We start from the raw sequence: 17,931 nt of genomic DNA on the forward strand, positions 1-17,931 counted from the left end.
GGGTACGACATTTTATAATCTATAAAATAGAAGCCCTTAAGTACTTGCCCTCGCTATTCGTATTAGGAATAAGTTCTGCCTCCGGTCGTTCAAATCATGAGTATCGTCCCAGTGAAAGTACTTTTACTCCACGTAAAGATCTTTACCCGTTAGTGTTAAGGTTGCTGATACTGAATTTGAATTTTTGGCCTCAGGCTGACCACCTCCTATAAATATGGTAAATTCGCCCGGTTCGATAACACGTTTATCCTCCTTGCCAATTATAGAAAACTGACGCGGATCGAGTTCAAATTCCACCGTTTTTGATTCGCCTGCTTTCAACGAAATTCGTTTGAATCCCTCCATCTGGAATTTGGGGCGCGGCGTACTTGCGACCAGGTCTTTTAAATACAATTGAACCACTTCTTCGCCATCTTTTTCTCCCGTATTTCTCACTTCAACGCTAAGTTTCACCTTTTCTCCGGCCTTGGCTTTTTTTGGCATTTTTAACGAAGAATATTCAAAACGAGTATAGCTCAAACCATAACCAAACGGGAACAAAGGCTCTCCCTCAAAATACTTATAGGTGCGTCCTTTCATGTCGTAGTCCTCAAAAGGCGGCAATTGCTCTACCGATTTATAGTAGGTAAGCGGCAAACGACCGGCGGGATTATAATCTCCAAATAAAACATCGGCTACAGCAGCTCCTCCCTCCTGTCCCGGATATCCGGCAGTAAGAATAGCATCCAGGTTCTCATCGGCCCAGTTAACCGCCACCGCACTGCCATTCAACAATACTAAAATAACAGGCTTTCCGGTTGCTTTTATCGCATGCATCAACTCGCGCTGTGTTTCGGGGAGTTTCAGATGCGTACGATCTCCCCCTTCAAAACCATCCACTTTTATCGGCATCTCCTCACCTTCCAAACGCTGGGATAACCCAAGTACCAGAACAACAGCCTCAGCCTTATTAGCTGTGGCAACAGCTTCTTCCAGCATGTCCTCATTGGGCATGGTCCATAATAACTTAGCATCGCCGTCACCGTGCCAGTTTTTGTATTCATAAACAAACTTGTATTTTTTACCGGCCTCCAATCTGACTGCTTTTTCGTGGTAAAAAGCATGATGTTCGGAGTTGTGCTGCAAAATCTTTTCGCCTTCGAACCAGATATCGAGCGTGGGCATTCCCCAGCATCCAATGTTGTAGGTTCCGCTGACCGGAGGAACAAGGTAACCGGTCCATCGAATACTAAAATTGTCATCCTCCAGTTCGGGTGAAGGAGATCCGGTTTCCCAGTAAAAATCAATGTTTTTATCGACACGGGTAAAAGCGGGTTGCCCCTCCAGTTTGGCATTACTGAAATATTCTCCTACAACGCCGGGGTTTCCCTCAGATGTTTCCAAATAGGCGCCTGGAATCACATGAAGATTGCTTACGCCTTTTGCCAGATGACTGCCTTCTGCATAAAGAATTTCAGTATCTGAAAGTTTTTCCTGCAGGCCTTTTAAAACGGTAACCGGATGTTTGGCAATTCCATTGTAATTTCCCACCAACGACTCCCAGTTATCGGCATTGGGGCCAATAACCGCCAGTGTTTTAATGTTTTTTGAAAGCGGCAAAACCTGATCTTTGTTTTTCAGCAATACAATACTTTTTCGTGCCGCCTCCAGGGCCAGCTGATCGTTCTCTTTTGATGCATTTACCGAAAACGGAATCCGTGCATAAGCTACATCTTTCTCCGAATCGAACATTCCCAGTTTGAAACGTGCCGTAAACAAACGTTTAACTGCTACATCGATTTCATCTTCAGCAATCAGCCCTCTTTTTACCGCCTCGGGCAAATGCGCATAGGCAACACCGCAATTCAGGTCGGTACCGGCTTTTACAGCCGCTGCTGCCGCTTCAGCCGCATCTTTCGAGAAGGTTTGGAACATATAAAAATCGGAAATGGCCCAGCAATCGGAAACTACATATCCCTGAAATCCCCATTCATCGCGGAGTATGTGAAACAAATCGGGGCTGGCACAACATGGGTAGCCTTTAAACTGATTGTACGCTCCCATTACTGAATAAACCTCCCCTTCTTTCACCAAGGTCCGGAATGCCGGCAGGTAAGTCTCCCTGAGATCACGTTCACTTACCAAGGCGTTAAACTCATGCCGCAAGGGTTCAGGGCCGGAATGTACAGCATAATGTTTGGCGGTGGCCACTACTTTCAGGTATTTCGGATCATCTCCCTGTAATCCTTTAACGAACTCTGTACCCAAAACCCCTGTCAGGTAAGGATCTTCGCCATAGGTTTCATGACCTCTCCCCCAGCGCGGATCGCGAAAAATATTAATGTTGGGCGACCAAAACGTGAGTCCCTGGTAAATTCCCCGTTTGCCTTGGCGAACAAATTCATGATGTTTGGCGCGGGCTTCATCCGAAATGGCGGTCGCTACCCGGTGCATCAGATCGGCATCCCACGAAGCTGCAATGGTAATCGATTGCGGAAAAACTGTCGCATAACCGGCGCGCGCCACTCCGTGTAAACATTCGTTCCACCAGTTGTACTCGGGTACCTGCAAACGGTCAACTGCTTTTGAATTGTACAGCAGCTGATCCACTTTTTCCTGCAAGGTCAGTTGCGAAACAAATATATCCACCCGCTCGTCGATGGGTAGGTTGGTATCAAGGAAATCAAAATTTTCATTTTGTCCCCAAAGGATAGTGCTGAAACATAACAGCATAACAGGTATTAGTAGTGTCTCTTTCATAGTCGTTTAACTCTTGCGTTCTGTACTGTTCTGTAAAAGTAATGATTCGGACAGGAAAACACGGAGAATTGATTCTATTTTAAATGATTTTTAAAACTTCGGAGTGTAAATGGTAAGATGGAAAGAATTACCTGACGAAATGACGAGAGTTTATCCTGCTTATTCCAGGCAGGAAATAGTCAATCCGGCCCATAAGCCTTACCTTTGTCCAACAAATTATACAACAATGAAGAATAACAGGGACACATACGAAGCATTAAGAGACAAAATAGACACTCTTTCAGCAAAACTGGAAAAAGAGCACAAAAACCACCTGATGTGCAAGGCCGGCTGCGACTTGTGTTGTATGGATTACAGCATATTCCCGGTGGAGTTTTACCACATCCGTAACCGTTTGAAAGAATCAAATTATCTCCACACCGTTCCGCCAACCAACGATGAAGAGAGCTGCGTTTTTCTCAAAGATCACCAATGCACCATTTACGAAGAACGCCCCATAATATGCCGAACACATGGCCTTCCGCTGCTTTTTCAAAACGAAGACGGAGATTGGGTGCTTTCGGCCTGTGAACTTAACTTTACAGACTTCGACATGGATGAATTCACCGATAAAAATACCTTTCCACAGGATAAGTTTAACAGCCAACTATTTATGCTGAACAAGGAATTTATTTCAAATTTTGAGGAAAAGAAATACAATGAATTTGACCTGATCCCGATGAAAGATCTTTTGATACATCTGACTTAAAATATACCATTATGAAACATTTACTCCTTTTTCTATCAGCATTTACTTTGTATTCGGGAGTATTTGCACAAAACGAAACAGCAATGAAAGACAATTCAAACAAACTGGTGGTGCTTTGGACCAGCGGTGATCCGGAAGTAGCCGAAAAAATGGCCTTTATGTACACCTTGAATGCAAAAAAGCAGGGTTGGTTCGACGAAGTGGTGCTTATTATCTGGGGACCATCTGCCAAGCTGGCTTCGGAAAATACCATGATTCAGGAATATATTAAACGCATGCAGGAGGCCGGAGTAAAAACTGAGGCTTGCTTGTATTGTGCTAAAATGTATAATGTAGACGAAAAACTGAAAGAATTGGGAGTGGATGTGAAAGGCATGGGAATTCCCTTGTCGGATTATCTCAAACAAGGTTGGAAGACATTAAGTCTTTGATAAAACGGAGGAAACAAAAAAGCATCCAAAATTATGGATGCTTTCTATGATGTCCTTTAATATTCGTCTTCGTTAAAGAAGAAATCATCTTTGCTTGGATAATCCGGCCAGATATCTTCGATACTTTCGTACATCTCACCTTCATCTTCAATCTCCTGCAGGTTTTCAATTACCTCCAGCGGAGCGCCTGAGCGAATCGCGAAATCGATTAATTCGTCCTTTGTGGCCGGCCAGGGCGCATCTTCCAGTTTCGAAGCTAGTTCCAGAGTCCAGTACATGTGTCTTAATTTTATGAAGTTAAACTCGTTTTTAAAATTTTCGCGAATATAACAAAAATTCAATACGAACAAACTTTCATTAAAGAATTTTATCAATATTGCCAGGGAGTTTCTTTAGCCCCCTTTTGCTGTCCCAGGTAACGAGCCAGTACAAACAGAAAGTCGGAAAGACGATTGATGTATTTAATTAACTCCGGCTGAACCTTTTCCTGTTCCGAAAATTCAACAATGCGGCGCTCGGCCCTACGGCACACTGTTCGGGCCACATGACATTGAGCGACTGACAGTTCGCCTCCGGGGAGAATAAAGTTTCGCAGTTCGGGAAGCCCTTCCTGGTAACGATCAATGGCTTGTTCCAGCACTTCAATATCTTCATTTCGTACCGCTAGTTTCGATGTAAATTCGTCTCCCTTTTCATCGGAGGCCAGCCTGGAACCTATGTTGAAAAGTTTATTTTGAATCTGGATCAGAAAATCAACGATTTCTGCCGGAACTTCCAACGAACGAATCACTCCCAGTAGTGAATTTAACTCATCAATTGTTCCGTAAGCCTCCAAACGTGGAGCGTATTTTTTAACACGCGTCCCTCCTACCAAACCGGTTGTGCCATCGTCGCCGGTTTTTGTATAAATTTTGAATTCCTTTGTCATAATTCCCTATTTCACGGCAAATAAATAAAAATCCCGGAAATGTTGCTTACCGGGATTATTTTTACATATACTCACTTTTCTATTTTATTGCATTTCTGTCAATAAACAGGATTTTCATTTATGATGTCCGATTCTACTTCACCATCTTTCAACCGGATTATACGGTGTGCATGCCGAGCAATATCTTCTTCGTGGGTAACCATTACCAGCGTATTTCCTTTGCGGTGGATATCGGCAAACAATTTCATAATTTCTTCCGAAATTTTTGAGTCAAGGTTACCGGTTGGCTCATCGGCCAGAAGCAACGCAGGTTTATTGATCAATGCACGGGCAATCGCTACCCTTTGCCGTTGTCCGCCCGACAATTCATTGGGGCGGTGTTCCATACGATCGGCCAATCCAACTTCATGCAAAGTTTTTTCAGCCATTTCTTTACGTTCGGCTTTTTTAACCCCGGCATACACCAAGGGCAGCATTACGTTTTCGAGCGCCGTATTTCTTGGCAATAAATTGAAAACCTGGAATACAAAACCGATTTCTGAATTTCTTATTTCGGCCAGGCTGTCATCGGTCAAACGGCTTACGTCTTTTCCGTTTAACACATATTTTCCGCTGGTGGGGGTATCCAAACACCCCAGAATATTCATTAGTGTCGACTTTCCGGAACCGGAAGCCCCCATAATAGCGACATACTCGCCTTTATAAATATCGATGGAAACAGAGCGCAAAGCACGTACAACCTGGGTACCTACCCGGTAGTTTTTTACGATATTCTCGATCTCGATGATTTTTTCCTTCATGCGTGTGGTTTTCTTATTGGTAGTTATTTTTGAACGTGCATTACAGCTTACAAAAATTAAGCCATAAATATACCCTTTCTTTTCATATAAACCGGACTAAAACCTGAACTTTTACAAGGGATGTAAGTTGTTCGGTTTCAGACTTTCGAAGCTTAATTATGTTACTAATGAATATTTTGTTTGGTATTTCGTGGTGTGAGTTTCCGGTATAATTAGCTGAATAATTATCTTTGTTTTATGCCAGATTTTCTTGATCAGGAAATAAAATTCTTACCGGGAGTTGGGCCTAAAAGGGCTGAAATTCTTAAAAAGGAACTGAAGTTATCGACTTTCAGAGACCTGATTTATTATTATCCCTACAAGTACATCGATCGCACCAAATTTTACAAAATATCTGAGATTCATTCGCAGATGCCTTATATACAGGTAAGGGGTATAATTCGTGCGATAGAGACCGTTGGGACCGGGAGCAAACAACGCCTGAGTGCCAGGTTTACCGACGAAACCGGAAGCATTGAACTCACTTGGTTCAGAGCAATAAAATGGCAAAAAGAAAACCTGAAACTCAACAAAGAATACATTGTATTTGGCAAGCCGGCTGAATTTGGAGGACGAATAAGTGTGGTGCATCCCGAGCTGGAAACAGAAGAGGAAAAGCTGTTAACGCCATCAGGACTTTTCCAGGGGTATTATAACACCTCGGAAAACATGAAGAAAAAGTACCTGAACTCGAAAGCCATTCATAAAATGCAGCTGACACTTTTGAATGTGGTTCGGGGAAAGATTCGGGAAACACTGCCTGCAGATTTGGTTTCACGGTTGAAACTAATGCCTTTGGAAGAAGCGCTGACCAACATACATAAACCGGAATCGACGGTGGAGCTCAAAAAGGCTACATTCCGTCTAAAATTTGAAGAGCTTTTCTTTATTCAGCTGAAAATACTGGCTATAAAACACAACCGGAACCAGAAATTCAAAGGTTTCCGGTTTGAACATGTGGGCTATAATTTCAATAAATTCTACAGCGATTTTCTTCCTTTTGATCTGACCAACGCTCAAAAAAAAGTAATCAAGGAGATTCGAAGGGATGTAAATCAGAATACACAGATGAACCGTTTGCTGCAGGGAGATGTGGGAAGTGGAAAAACGCTGGTGGCATTAATGACCATGCTTTTAGCGATGGACAACGGATTCCAGAGTTGTTTGATGGCCCCCACCGAAATTCTGGCTCAGCAGCACTTCCAGTCCATTTCTAAGTTTCTGAATGGAATGAATATCCGGGTTGGTTTGCTCACCGGTTCTACAAAAACCAGCGAACGAAAAGAATTACATGAAGCACTGCAGTCGGGTGAAATGCAGATTATTATCGGAACGCATGCACTGATTGAAGACACGGTGATGTTTGATAAACTCGGATTGGTGGTTATTGATGAACAGCATCGTTTTGGTGTCGCTCAGCGTGCAAAATTGTGGCAAAAAAATGAATTGATTCCGCCTCACATTTTGGTAATGACAGCCACTCCTATTCCCCGAACACTGGCTATGACCGTTTATGGAGACCTGGATGTTTCGGTGATCGATGAACTGCCACCGGGTAGAAAACCAATCCAGACCATGCATTTCTACGAGAACAGGCGAAAGCAAGTCAATAATTTTCTGAAACAGCAGATTGATAAGGGAACGCAGGTTTACATTGTTTATCCGTTGATCACGGAATCGGAGAAAATGGATTTGAAAGATATGGAGAAAGGTTTCCGGCATATTTCTGAAACGTTTCCCGAGTTTAAAATCAGCATGGTTCACGGTAAAATGAAACCGGCAATCAAGGAAAATGCCATGCAGCATTTTAAAAACGGCGAATCACAAATTATGGTGGCTACCACCGTCATTGAAGTGGGTGTTGATGTGCCCAATGCCTCGGTTATGGTGATTGAAAGCGCCGAGCGTTTCGGGCTTTCGCAGTTGCACCAGTTGCGCGGACGCGTTGGCCGTGGCGCCGAACAGTCGTATTGTATCCTGATGTCGTCGTATAAACTAAGCAACGAAAGCCGCAAACGGCTCGAAACCATGGTCCGCACCAACGACGGTTTTGAAATTGCGGAAGTAGATATGAAACTTCGCGGCCCGGGCGATTTGGAAGGAACCGCCCAAAGCGGAATGGGTTTCGACCTGAAAATAGCCAACCTTGGAAAAGACGGAGAAATCCTTCAAATGGCCCGAAATGTAGCCAACGATATTTTGGATGACGATCCGTTCCTGCAAAAGGAAAACAACCGACTGCTTCTTCAAAGTTTATTATCGAACAAAGAAACCAGTTTCGACTGGAGCTCAATTAGCTAAAAATGAATCACTTTTAATGGTGCTGATGACCATGATCGTGTTCACTTTCTTTCATATCCAGCAACATCATACCTGATTCCTTCAGCAAGCCGATCGACCACTTGATGATAACCAGCGAGCTGATAATAGCAGCAATCGTGTCGATAAACGGGATATCCCAAATCATGGCAGCCAGTAATCCCAGGATGGCCGACAAGCTGGTCATGGCATCGGCAATTACATGCAAATAAGCTGCGCGAATATTAACGTCGGAATGCTCATGGTCGTGATGCAACAGAAAGGCACTCGCAATATTTACCACCAGTCCAATCACGGCAATCATAATAGCATCGCGGTAGCTAATGTCCGCCGGTTCGATAAACCTTCCGATGGCTTCATATAAAATTACAATGGCAAACAAAAGCAGAATCAGACCACTGCTGTAGCCCGAAAGCGAAAGAATCTTTCCCGATTCGCCATTAAACGTATCGCTTTTTTGAGCTTTACGAACAAAAACATAGGCCAGCCAGCTTAGTCCAATGGCCAACACATGCGATCCCATGTGGATGCCGTCGGCCAACAATGCCATTGATTTTGTGGTTAATCCAAACACAATTTCAACCACCATGGTTCCCATGGTAAGCAGTACTACCCAAAGCGTTTTCTTTTCGTATTTCTGAACATCCATATTTTCGTATTTTCCTTGCAGTGTTTTCCCTGATTTCAAATGAAGAGAAGCTGCACTTCTATCGCTACTAACAATCGTAGCCTTAAATTGCTCACCGTTTCTTAACATATTTCATTTAAGACAAAAAACGGGACACCCAATTACGATATCCCGTTTTAACGATCAGAAAATTACCAGCGTTATTATTTCTTTCCTGCGGGTGGTGTCTTTTTCTCCAACTCGGGCAAGGCCTGTTTAAAGAAACTTTCCCGGAGCGAATCCATTCGCTGAAACATTTTATCTACGTCAAAAAAATCGTTTTCAAACCGATCATGAAAATAATTGTCGCTAAAGAAATCGCGGCTTAATAACGAATCTCCAAACATGGGATTCATCAGGCTTTCGCCCCAAACCGACGGCATTTTTTTGTTGAAGAAAGATTCAAACGACTGCATCATGCTATCGACATCCACATTCACAGAATCGCCTTCGGTGTTGGTGTACGACCACGTATAAGTAGAATCGTACGAAATTACGTTGCCGTTCTCGTCCACCTCCTTGTTCACGGTCCAATGTTCTTCGGGCTTATTTTTGGCGTCTTTCTTTTCTGATAATTTTTTACCGCCCTTTTCCGGTTGATCCTGAGCACTGCAGCCCAGGGTAAAAAGGGCAACTACAATCGATAAAACCAATGTTTTCATTTTGCGTTCCTCCTTTATTTTGTTAAACAATTCAATGTATTTTTTTCGTGCGTTAATGGTTCAAATCCTGTACCATACCGCGGTTAAAAACGTTGAACAATAAGGAGCTTTAGCAAAGTTTAACACCCCATCCCAAAAGTAACATTTATTTAGGTTTCAGGACCAGAGAATACTGAAATCCTGTCAGTTATTTCTGAAACTATAACTGATTTACTGCCGCGAAAAACAGTTGTTGAATCTTCCGGGTTACAGGCCCCGGTGCTCCACTACCAATGCAAATATCGTCCACCTCCACAACCGGCATAATTTCGCTTCCGGTTCCGCAGATAAAGACTTCTTCCATTTCCTTCAACTCTGCTTCTGTAAACAGCTTTTCTTCGAAAGGAAGTTGGTTTTTGGCACAAAGCTCCAATACCACTTTGCGTGTAATGCTGGGCAGAATAAGGTTCGAGAGCGGCCGGGTAATTAATACGCCATTTTTAACGGCAAACAGTCCGGAATGCGTAGCCTCAGTAACGTAGCCGTCACGAACCAGGATGCTCTCTCCCGCCCCTTTTTTCACTGCTTCGTTGTACAACATGGTATTGGGCAAAAGCGACACCGATTTAATGTCGCATCGCTTCCAGCGAATATCTTCCTGAACGACCACTTTTATTCCTTTTTCCAGTTTCTCTTCTGCCGTTGGCAAAGGAAACGCAAAAGCATACAAAGTAGGTTTTATATCGGTTGGAAAATGATGGATTCGCGGATGAGCTCCACGACTGATTTGCCAGTACACCCCGGCATGTTTGTCCATCAGGTTATTCTTTTTCAGCAGATTTAATGAAATGGCTTCCAGTTCCGAAACATGCGGGTAATTAATATCGATCTCGTTCAGACTTCGTTTTAATCGTTCCAAATGATCGGCCAAACGAAAGGGTTTTCCATTATAAAATTTGGTGACTTCATAAATACCGTCGGCAAAAATAAATCCACGGTCGTCGGGCGAGATAGCCGCTGCCGATCGTTCAACATATGTTCCGTTCAAAAAAACCAGTTCACTCATTTTATCACACTTTCAAAACTTTCGAAAATAGAATTATTCAAGAAAAAAGAAAAGGAACCCTGACGAATTCCTTTCTTTATTTTTAATCCTGAATGTCTTATTTCAAACACATTTGAAACAGACACCAGGCAGTAATTCCGAAAACTACTAGTAACGGTTTCTTGGACGGAAACCACCACCACCTCTGCGGTCGCGATCGCCACCACCACGTGGGCTGCTTTCGCGTGGTTTAGATTCGTTAACTTTAATGTTTCTTCCGCCAACTTCGGCGTTGTTCAATTCATCGATAGCTTTTTTAGCGCTATCATCGTCGTCCATTTCAACAAAACCGAAACCTTTGCTGCGGCCAGTCAGTTTGTCCATTACAATTTTTGCTGAAGTTACATCTCCGTACTCTTCAAAAATCTCAACTAAATTTTCTTCGCCCAAGTTAAAGGGCAGATTACCAACATAAATGTTCATTTTATACTCTTTTAAAGTGAATATTATTTTTTCTACCAGCAGTAAACCATTCAACATGGATTACCCCCTAGAGGTTACTTAAATACAGTACAAATGAAAATTGAAAGCAATAGAAATAACTTCGGGAAAACACAAGAAAGATGAACTGACCGGTTTGAAACAATCAATAAAAAAAGACCAACTTTGTTAATTATCAACGGAATGAATGTTCCACTATGATAAGTATTAACACGTCAAAGGTAAGGGAATCTTCGAAACAACAAGGATTTTTATTAAATTTCTTTAAAAAATGCTTCTTTTTGAAGAAATTTCAGGAATGAACCAGATCGCGAATAACAGCGCTTGCTATAAAACACCCAAACAAAGGAGGCATGTACGAAACCGTCCCCACTGTTGATTTTTTATTGCGTCCGTCTTCTTTTCTTACCACATTTTTATCGATTTCCTGAGAAGAAAAAACAACCTTTAGTCCCTTTTTTACTCCCAGACGTGAAAGGCGTTTACGCATCATTTTTGCCAGTTTGCAGTTGTAAGACTTTGAGATGTCGGCAAGTTCAATTTTTGAAGGATCAGTTTTACCTCCGGCTCCCATCGAACTCACAACTTTCAATCCCATCTGCAGGGCATGAAACACGAGAAAAACCTTGGGAGATAGTGTATCGATTGCATCCACCACATAATCGAAAGGCTGGCTTTTAAGTAATTCAAGCGTACGTTCATCCTGAATAAAATCGTTGACAATTGTCAGTTCAATTTCGGGATTAATATCCTTAAAACGCTGAGCCAGGATTTCTGCCTTGGGCATTCCTTTGGTACTAACCAACGCCGGCAACTGACGGTTTCGGTTGCTTTCTTCCACCACATCGCCATCCACGATAGTCATTTTCCCGATTCCGGCCCGGCACAACTGTTCTGCGGCATAGGCTCCAACTCCTCCCAGGCCAACTACCAAAACGTTTGCCTGTTTCAATTTCTCCAGCTTCTCCTTCCCGAAAAGCAGTTCAGTTCTTTCTAACCAACTCATTTTTTAATTAATATCGTCCGGACAGCGTTTTTTCAATACGGTTAAAATTTTTCCAGACAGCTTTTTTTAATTCTTCCACCGGAATTTGTTTGAGCAGGGCTGCCCGCTGGTAGATTTGTTCCACTTCCCCATCCATCTCATCGGTTTCGAGGAATACGCGGTTTAACGGTAAATACCGAAATGATTCAATGGCTTTCACGTTATCCCTGAATAAAATATCGCCAAACGAAAACATAAAATCCATCTCTGCCATTTGTTTGGTTATTTCAATACTACCGTTGTAACCGTGCATAATCCAGGTCATCGATGGTTTCATTTTTTTTCGCAAAGCAATCACTTCGTTGTAGGCTTTTACGCAATGAATTATAAGCGGATACTGGTATTCTTCGGCAATAAATGCCTGCGCCTCGAATACCCGGCTTTGCTCCGCGAAGTCTTTTTCGCAGACTTTATCAAGACCGGCTTCGCCCACAAAAATTACATGGTCAAATTCAAGCGCTTCCTCCACCAGTTGCAGTGCTTCATTATTTTCGTCCTCTGTTCCGATATGCCAGGGATGAAGCCCAACCGAATAAAAATTACGGCCAGTAAAAGCTGCAAAACCATCGCCGGGATAAATATTCTGCACCGTAATGGTATCCGTTTCGTAATGACTCGGATGCGTATGAATATCGACAAAAGGAACCGGATTCATGGTGTACGGTTTTTTCTGCGGGAATTAAGCCATTTCCAATATTTTCGCTACTACGTTAGTGGCTCCATCAGCAATTTGGCTGATAGTAGCATCCAACATGTAGCAAGGCGTTGTTACCACTTTGTATTTTTCATCTACCACAATTTCGCCGTGCGTAGTTTTTATGTGCGTAGCGCCAAGTTTTTCAATCGCTGCTGCTGTCCCTTTATCCTGCCCAATGGTAACCTCCACATCGCACAGTACTTTGGCTATTAATGCAGGAGAAATGCAAAGCGCTCCTACCGGTTTTTCTGCAACTACGGTTGAACGAATAGCCTTTTCGACATCGGGATTTACCGAGCAATCAGAACCATCGAAGGCAAAAGTGCACAGGTTTTTGGCGGCTCCAAAGCCACCCGGGAAAACAATTGCATCATAATCGGCAGCATTGTATTCCGAAAGCGGTTTAATATTGCCACGGGCTATGCGGGCTGCTTCCACCAACACATTGCGCGTTTCCGGCATTTCTTCCCCGGTAAGATGATTTACTACATGGGCTTGTTTTACATCCGGAGCAAAGCACTGGTATTGGGCGCCTTGCTGCGAAATAGCCAGCATCGTTAACGTTGCCTCATGAATTTCGGCTCCATCATAAACACCGCAACCGGCTAAAACAACGGCTATCTTTTTCATCCTGTATATTTTTTGAAAGGTTTTCAATTACCATCCAAAATTACGGTTAAATACTGAATTTTGAAATGAAAATGGCTTTCATACGAGGCTCGTCCTCTGTTGAATGTTTTTTAACTAACTGATTTCGTCGAGATTGTACGGAGTCTCCTGGTAAACGTAATAGTTCAGCCAGTTAGAAAAAAACAGGTTGGCAGTGGATTGCCAGCGCATCAAAGGTTTCTCCTCCGGATTATCTTCGGGATAATAGTTCACCGGAACTTCAATCGGAAGGTTTTTTGCTTTGTCGCGGTGGTATTCTCCATCGAGCGTATTTCTTGAATATTCGGCATGCCCGGTAATAAAGAGTTGTCGTCCGTTCTTGGCTTTCACAATGGTTACACCGGCTTCCGAAGAAGAAGCTACAATTCGAAGTGCATCTACTTTTTCAACGTCTTCGGCCTTTATCTCTGTGTGGCGGGAATGAGGAACAAAAAACTCATCGTCGAATCCCCTGAATATCGGCAGGTTATCTTCGACATGTGTATGTTTGAAAACTCCGAACATTTTCTTATCCAGCGGATATTTCGGGATACCGTAATGATGATATAATCCGGCTTGGGCGGCCCAGCAAATAAACAGGGTTGAAGTTACATGTTTCTCGGCCCAGTTCATTATCACCTTCATTTCCTCCCAATATTTCACCTCTTCAAAAGGAAGTTGCTCCACCGGTGCACCGGTAATGATCATGCCATCGTATTTCTTATCTCTGAGCTCGTCAAAACTCCGGTAAAAAGCCTTCATGTGCTCCAATGATGTATTTTTTGGAGTGTGCCCTTTGATTTTTAAAAAGTCGATCTGAATCTGTAACGGAGAGTTCGACAACAAACGTAGCAAATCCGTCTCAGTGGTTATTTTCAAAGGCATAAGATTCAGAATAACAATCTTTAACGGCCTTATATCCTGATGAGAGGCACGTGATTCGTTCATCACAAAAATGTTCTCTTTCTCCAGTATTTTTATGGCCGGCAATTTATCCGGAATAGTCAATGGCATATTTTATCGGTCTTTTAGATTTGAGTAGTGAGAAATGAGTAAGTATTGCGACTTAAACTCATCACCCACTACTCAATATTTATTACTTTATTTTACTTTATCCAAAGCCTGTTCAAAATCGGCGATAATATCGTCGATGTGTTCCAATCCAACACTTACACGCAACTGTGTCGGGTAAACTCCGGCAGCAATCTGCGCTTCTTCCGGCAATTGCTGGTGTGTAGTTGCTGCTGGCTGAATAATCAGCGTTTTAGCATCGCCCACGTTGGCCAGGTGACTCACCATTTGCAAGCCTTCCACCACCTGGTTAGCCTGGCTTTTATCGCCCTTCACATTAAAAGACAGTACGCCGCCTGCTCCTTTCGGAAGGTATTTTTTAGCATTCTCGTACGAATGGTTTCCTTCCAGTCCGGGATAATTCACACTTTCCACTTTCGGATGATTTTGCAACCATTTTGCCAGTGCCAGCGTGTTTTCGACATGGCGATCCATCCTCAGCGACAATGTTTCCAATCCCTGTATCAACAGGAACGAGTTAAACGGACTCAACGATGGTCCCCAGTCGCGCAATCCTTCAACACGTGCTTTCGTGATAAAAGCGATGTTTCCAAACGGGCCGTCAAAGTTAAACACATCCCAGTATTTCAATCCATGATATCCCTCAGATGGTTCGGTGAAACCCGGAAATTTCCCATTTCCCCAGTTGTATGTCCCTGCATCCACAATCACACCGCCAATGCTGCTGCCGTGTCCACCAATCCATTTGGTAGCCGATTCAACTACGATGTTGGCGCCAAATTCAATCGGGCGGCAAAGATAACCACCACCACCAAAAGTATTGTCGACAATAAACGGAACGTCATACTTTTTGGCAACTGCAGCGATCGCTTCAAAATCCGGAATATTAAAGCCGGGATTACCAATGGTCTCCAAGTAAATCGCCTTAGTTTTTTCATCAATTAAAGCCTCAAACGATTCTGGATTCAGATCGGCTGCAAAGCGCGCTTCTACTCCCAGTTTCTTAAACGATACTTTAAATTGATTGTATGAACCGCCATATAAATAGGGGGAAGTAACAAAATTATCACCCAAATCGAGGATGTTGTTCAGTGCGATAAACTGTGCTGCATGCCCCGAAGCCACTGACAACGCAGCCACTCCACCTTCCAATGCTGCAATTCGTTGTTCGAATACATCATTTGTGGGGTTCATTATGCGGGTATATATGTTTCCAAATTCTTTCAGACCGAACAAATTCGCTGCATGTTCTGCGCTGTTAAACACATACGACGAGGTCTGGTAAATAGGCACTGCCCTTGAATTTGTAGTTGGGTCAGGTTGTTGGCCAGCGTGCTGCTGGAGGGTTTCAAATTTGAGTTTTCTTGTTGTCATTTTAATTTCTTTATGGGTTAATAGCTTTTTATGTAACAATCTTTGGCTGTTCTTTCTTTCTCAAATCCCAATAAAATCATTTATCCAAAGAATGCACTGTAAATTTCCCGAACGCTTTTTTCTTTATCTGACTTACTAACGATCAGATAGCTAACCAAATCGGAAGCACCAGAACCGCTGATCACAACATTAATTTGATTGTTGGCAACGGCAGTAAAAATTTTAGCAGAAACGCCGTAAGCGTGCTGCATTCCGTGCCCGACAATTCCAATCAGTGAAAGGTCTTTTACAACCGATATATCGGTTACCGACGAAAATCCCATTCCGTTGACCAGCGAGAGTGCTTTATCTCCGTTTTTTTCACTTAAAATGAAGTTGATCGAAGTTTGTGAAGTAATTACTGATTTTATGTTAATACCGGCTTTGTTCAGCTGTGTTGTTACTCGAGCCAAAATCCCGGGTTTCAAACCAACGCCTGGCCCATCCAGTTTCAACAATGAAATGTCATCGGTGCAGGCCACACTTTTAACAATCTGGTCTTCGATAAACGTTTCTGTATTGATGACCGTTTCCACCTTTCCTTCTGAGGATGCAGCACTCAACACTTCAATCGGAATATGAGTCCGTTCCAGAGGCTCCACTGTTCGCGGATGCAACGAATAATGATCGAAATAGGCCAATTCGCTGGCTTCGGAATAGGTTAAACGTTTGATCACTTCCGGGCTTTCAATAATCCAAGGATCGGCCCGTTGAAAATCAAAATCCAGTCCCCACAATTCGAGTCGTTCTACACCCAGTTCACGTGTCAGAAATGCAGCAGTATAGTCGGCCGAAGTTTTCCCGGTACGCGCAATTTTCTTGTTTTCTGCAATACCATAAGTTCCGGGAATAATGAAGTTTCCGTTTGGTAACGATTTTAAATAAACGCTGTCGACCGAAACAAAGGATGCATTTCCATAGTCGGATGTGGTCTGCAACGCAATTTGCTCGGGTAAAAGAACCTGTGAATCGGGCCAGATGGTCTTCACAATTTCCACTGTCAGCTTTTCGGAAAAGCTCAGCACCTGGTCTTTCAGCGCCCTTGAATAATCGCCGATCAAAGCAATTCCTTTTAACAAACCACTGGCCTGCTCCGCCAGTTGATGGTAAGAATCACTCGCTTCTTTTTGGGTAATATTACGGTGCACCGAAAGCAGCTGAGTCAGCAATGCATCATGGTCGGGTTCCTTTTCCAATACTGTTGCCATATTAGCACTTAGTATTTCCAACAACTCAGGCACTGCTGAAACCACTATAAACCTGCGACCAACGAAATGGTTGAGGTATTTTGTCAAATGAACGATCGATTCAGAATTGCCCAGATGGCTACCGCCCAATCGAATAACCTTATCCGACATACGAATTATGTTTTTAAGTAAAAAATCAATTTGTTTTTAAACGCTCAGGTACGAAAATGCCTTCAATCAACGGAAACCATCGAATGAAGGCTAGCGCATAAACATAGAAACCGACGACATAAACATGGTGCCACAGTAGTTTACTGTAACTCTCAAAATGCTATTTCTGAAATCCATCTTCATTCCTGTCGATTTTGTTTGGCTCAAATATACTGGGATTTTTTAATCCGACAAGCCTATTTAAAATGAATTCAGATAAATTTCACATTGGATATTTATTCATATGATTCTTCAATTGAAAATCCAGAAGTCGATTTTACTTCGATTCTACAATATCTGTATCCTCAAAAGTTGCAAATCTCAAAACATTTGTATTTTTGTTCGTATGGAAACTACTGATATCCTGATTAAAATACGCAAGATTGTCCGGTCGATCGATATTGAATCCAAAAAGATTCAAAAAGATTACGGGGTAAGCATTCCGCAGGTGCTTTGCCTTAATTATTTGCACCAGTCACCCGGTTACCGGTCAACACAAGGAGATATACGTAAGTTTCTGAACCTGAATCCCAGTACCGTTAGCGGAATTATCGATCGGCTGGAAAGAAAAGGCTACCTGGCCCGTTTGCCCAAACTTGGCGACAAACGGGTGGTAAACATTGTACTGACTTCTTCGGGAGATAAACTTTTAAAAAGCATTCCGGAACTTTTGCACATGCAACTTTCAGAGAAGCTCAAACTTCTGAAAGAAGACGAATTACGGGTCGTTGAGTCGGGACTAAATATCCTTATCGGCATTCTTGATATTGACACCCTGGAAGCTTCGCCAATGCTTACTTTAGAGGATGGCCTGGAAGAAATTGCAAGCGAATAGCTTCCC

General features: G+C 42.8%; 18 protein-coding genes. 4 read left to right on the forward strand and 14 right to left on the reverse strand.

Annotation, left to right across the window (positions count from 1 at the left end; genetic code table 11):
* Positions 1 to 123: 123 nt before the first annotated feature.
* A complete protein-coding gene (locus MR764_RS12085; protein ID WP_247979677.1) occupies positions 124 to 2,739 on the reverse strand; it encodes a glycoside hydrolase family 3 protein in 2,616 nt (871 codons plus the stop codon).
* Between the two features lie 226 nt (positions 2,740 to 2,965).
* On the opposite strand from MR764_RS12085, the gene MR764_RS12090 reads away from it, so the two are divergent.
* Both MR764_RS12090 and MR764_RS12095 read left to right on the forward strand, forming a co-directional pair.
* Positions 2,966 to 3,487: a YkgJ family cysteine cluster protein gene (locus tag MR764_RS12090; protein WP_247979678.1), complete on the forward strand. Its 522-nt coding sequence runs from the start codon at positions 2,966 to 2,968 to the stop codon at positions 3,485 to 3,487.
* A gap of 11 nt (positions 3,488 to 3,498) precedes the next feature.
* Complete coding sequence (locus MR764_RS12095) at positions 3,499 to 3,918, forward strand: DsrE family protein (RefSeq protein WP_247979679.1); 420 nt, start codon at positions 3,499 to 3,501, stop codon at positions 3,916 to 3,918.
* Positions 3,919 to 3,974: 56 nt separating this feature from the next.
* Here MR764_RS12095 and MR764_RS12100 read toward each other — a convergent pair whose 3' ends face one another.
* The 3 genes from MR764_RS12100 to MR764_RS12110 form a co-directional block, all read right to left on the reverse strand.
* Entirely contained in the window at positions 3,975 to 4,196 is a 222-nt protein-coding gene (locus MR764_RS12100; protein ID WP_247979680.1) for a DUF2795 domain-containing protein, read from the reverse strand.
* Between the two features lie 92 nt (positions 4,197 to 4,288).
* Entirely contained in the window at positions 4,289 to 4,846 is a 558-nt protein-coding gene (locus tag MR764_RS12105) for a cob(I)yrinic acid a,c-diamide adenosyltransferase (protein ID WP_247979681.1), read from the reverse strand.
* 98 nt (positions 4,847 to 4,944) lie between these two features.
* Positions 4,945 to 5,646 carry an ABC transporter ATP-binding protein gene (locus MR764_RS12110; protein ID WP_282189216.1) on the reverse strand — a complete coding sequence of 234 codons (702 nt, stop codon included), beginning with the start codon at positions 5,644 to 5,646 and terminating at the stop codon, positions 4,945 to 4,947.
* Positions 5,647 to 5,883: 237 nt separating this feature from the next.
* Here MR764_RS12110 and recG point away from each other — a divergent pair, with 237 nt between their 5' ends.
* Complete coding sequence (recG, locus tag MR764_RS12115) at positions 5,884 to 7,986, forward strand: ATP-dependent DNA helicase RecG (RefSeq protein WP_247979682.1); 2,103 nt, start codon at positions 5,884 to 5,886, stop codon at positions 7,984 to 7,986.
* Between the two features lie 13 nt (positions 7,987 to 7,999).
* On the opposite strand, the gene MR764_RS12120 is transcribed toward recG, so the two are convergent.
* From MR764_RS12120 to MR764_RS12165, 10 genes are all read right to left on the reverse strand, one after another.
* Positions 8,000 to 8,761 (reverse strand): cation diffusion facilitator family transporter, encoded by a 762-nt coding sequence (locus MR764_RS12120; protein ID WP_247979683.1) that lies wholly within the window; start codon positions 8,759 to 8,761, stop codon positions 8,000 to 8,002.
* Between the two features lie 74 nt (positions 8,762 to 8,835).
* A complete protein-coding gene (locus MR764_RS12125) occupies positions 8,836 to 9,333 on the reverse strand; it encodes a hypothetical protein (protein ID WP_247979684.1) in 498 nt (165 codons plus the stop codon).
* Positions 9,334 to 9,532: 199 nt separating this feature from the next.
* A complete protein-coding gene (gene dat, locus MR764_RS12130) occupies positions 9,533 to 10,378 on the reverse strand; it encodes a D-amino-acid transaminase (protein ID WP_247979685.1) in 846 nt (281 codons plus the stop codon).
* Between the two features lie 147 nt (positions 10,379 to 10,525).
* Entirely contained in the window at positions 10,526 to 10,840 is a 315-nt protein-coding gene (locus MR764_RS12135; RefSeq protein WP_247979686.1) for an RNA-binding protein, read from the reverse strand.
* Between the two features lie 310 nt (positions 10,841 to 11,150).
* On the reverse strand, positions 11,151 to 11,864 hold the full coding sequence (locus MR764_RS12140) for a tRNA threonylcarbamoyladenosine dehydratase (protein WP_247979687.1): 714 nt from the start codon (positions 11,862 to 11,864) through the stop codon (positions 11,151 to 11,153).
* 7 nt (positions 11,865 to 11,871) lie between these two features.
* Positions 11,872 to 12,558: a TatD family hydrolase gene (locus MR764_RS12145; RefSeq protein WP_247979688.1), complete on the reverse strand. Its 687-nt coding sequence runs from the start codon at positions 12,556 to 12,558 to the stop codon at positions 11,872 to 11,874.
* Positions 12,559 to 12,582: 24 nt separating this feature from the next.
* Entirely contained in the window at positions 12,583 to 13,230 is a 648-nt protein-coding gene (gene elbB / locus MR764_RS12150) for an isoprenoid biosynthesis glyoxalase ElbB (protein WP_247979689.1), read from the reverse strand.
* A 114-nt stretch (positions 13,231 to 13,344) separates the two neighbouring features.
* The gene (metA, locus tag MR764_RS12155; RefSeq protein WP_247979690.1) at positions 13,345 to 14,262 is read right to left on the reverse strand and encodes a homoserine O-succinyltransferase; all 918 of its coding nucleotides are present in this window, start codon (positions 14,260 to 14,262) and stop codon (positions 13,345 to 13,347) included.
* A gap of 87 nt (positions 14,263 to 14,349) precedes the next feature.
* Positions 14,350 to 15,654, reverse strand: coding sequence for an O-acetylhomoserine aminocarboxypropyltransferase/cysteine synthase (locus tag MR764_RS12160; RefSeq protein WP_247979691.1), 1,305 nt, complete (start codon positions 15,652 to 15,654; stop codon positions 14,350 to 14,352).
* 80 nt (positions 15,655 to 15,734) lie between these two features.
* Positions 15,735 to 17,051, reverse strand: a complete 1,317-nt coding sequence (locus MR764_RS12165) for an ACT domain-containing protein (RefSeq protein WP_247979692.1) — start codon at positions 17,049 to 17,051, stop codon at positions 15,735 to 15,737.
* Positions 17,052 to 17,436: 385 nt separating this feature from the next.
* Between MR764_RS12165 and MR764_RS12170 the strand changes: the two genes are divergently transcribed.
* Positions 17,437 to 17,925 carry a MarR family transcriptional regulator gene (locus MR764_RS12170; RefSeq protein WP_247979693.1) on the forward strand — a complete coding sequence of 163 codons (489 nt, stop codon included), beginning with the start codon at positions 17,437 to 17,439 and terminating at the stop codon, positions 17,923 to 17,925.
* The last annotated feature ends 6 nt before the right edge of the window (positions 17,926 to 17,931 follow it).

Source organism: Maribellus sp. YY47 (genome assembly GCF_023111095.1).
In the GTDB taxonomy this organism is placed as follows: Bacteria; Bacteroidota; Bacteroidia; order Bacteroidales; family Prolixibacteraceae; genus Draconibacterium.

Coding starts and splice junctions, on each gene's coding strand:
- MR764_RS12085 (WP_247979677.1), bottom strand. CDS start 2,739: ATGAAAGAGACACTACTAATACCTGTTATGCTGTTATGTTTCAGCACT.
- MR764_RS12090 (WP_247979678.1), top strand. CDS start 2,966: ATGAAGAATAACAGGGACACATACGAAGCATTAAGAGACAAAATAGAC.
- MR764_RS12095 (WP_247979679.1), top strand. CDS start 3,499: ATGAAACATTTACTCCTTTTTCTATCAGCATTTACTTTGTATTCGGGA.
- MR764_RS12100 (WP_247979680.1), bottom strand. CDS start 4,196: ATGTACTGGACTCTGGAACTAGCTTCGAAACTGGAAGATGCGCCCTGG.
- MR764_RS12105 (WP_247979681.1), bottom strand. CDS start 4,846: ATGACAAAGGAATTCAAAATTTATACAAAAACCGGCGACGATGGCACA.
- MR764_RS12110 (WP_282189216.1), bottom strand. CDS start 5,646: ATGAAGGAAAAAATCATCGAGATCGAGAATATCGTAAAAAACTACCGG.
- recG (WP_247979682.1), top strand. CDS start 5,884: ATGCCAGATTTTCTTGATCAGGAAATAAAATTCTTACCGGGAGTTGGG.
- MR764_RS12120 (WP_247979683.1), bottom strand. CDS start 8,761: ATGTTAAGAAACGGTGAGCAATTTAAGGCTACGATTGTTAGTAGCGAT.
- MR764_RS12125 (WP_247979684.1), bottom strand. CDS start 9,333: ATGAAAACATTGGTTTTATCGATTGTAGTTGCCCTTTTTACCCTGGGC.
- dat (WP_247979685.1), bottom strand. CDS start 10,378: ATGAGTGAACTGGTTTTTTTGAACGGAACATATGTTGAACGATCGGCA.
- MR764_RS12135 (WP_247979686.1), bottom strand. CDS start 10,840: ATGAACATTTATGTTGGTAATCTGCCCTTTAACTTGGGCGAAGAAAAT.
- MR764_RS12140 (WP_247979687.1), bottom strand. CDS start 11,864: ATGAGTTGGTTAGAAAGAACTGAACTGCTTTTCGGGAAGGAGAAGCTG.
- MR764_RS12145 (WP_247979688.1), bottom strand. CDS start 12,558: ATGAATCCGGTTCCTTTTGTCGATATTCATACGCATCCGAGTCATTAC.
- elbB (WP_247979689.1), bottom strand. CDS start 13,230: ATGAAAAAGATAGCCGTTGTTTTAGCCGGTTGCGGTGTTTATGATGGA.
- metA (WP_247979690.1), bottom strand. CDS start 14,262: ATGCCATTGACTATTCCGGATAAATTGCCGGCCATAAAAATACTGGAG.
- MR764_RS12160 (WP_247979691.1), bottom strand. CDS start 15,654: ATGACAACAAGAAAACTCAAATTTGAAACCCTCCAGCAGCACGCTGGC.
- MR764_RS12165 (WP_247979692.1), bottom strand. CDS start 17,051: ATGTCGGATAAGGTTATTCGATTGGGCGGTAGCCATCTGGGCAATTCT.
- MR764_RS12170 (WP_247979693.1), top strand. CDS start 17,437: ATGGAAACTACTGATATCCTGATTAAAATACGCAAGATTGTCCGGTCG.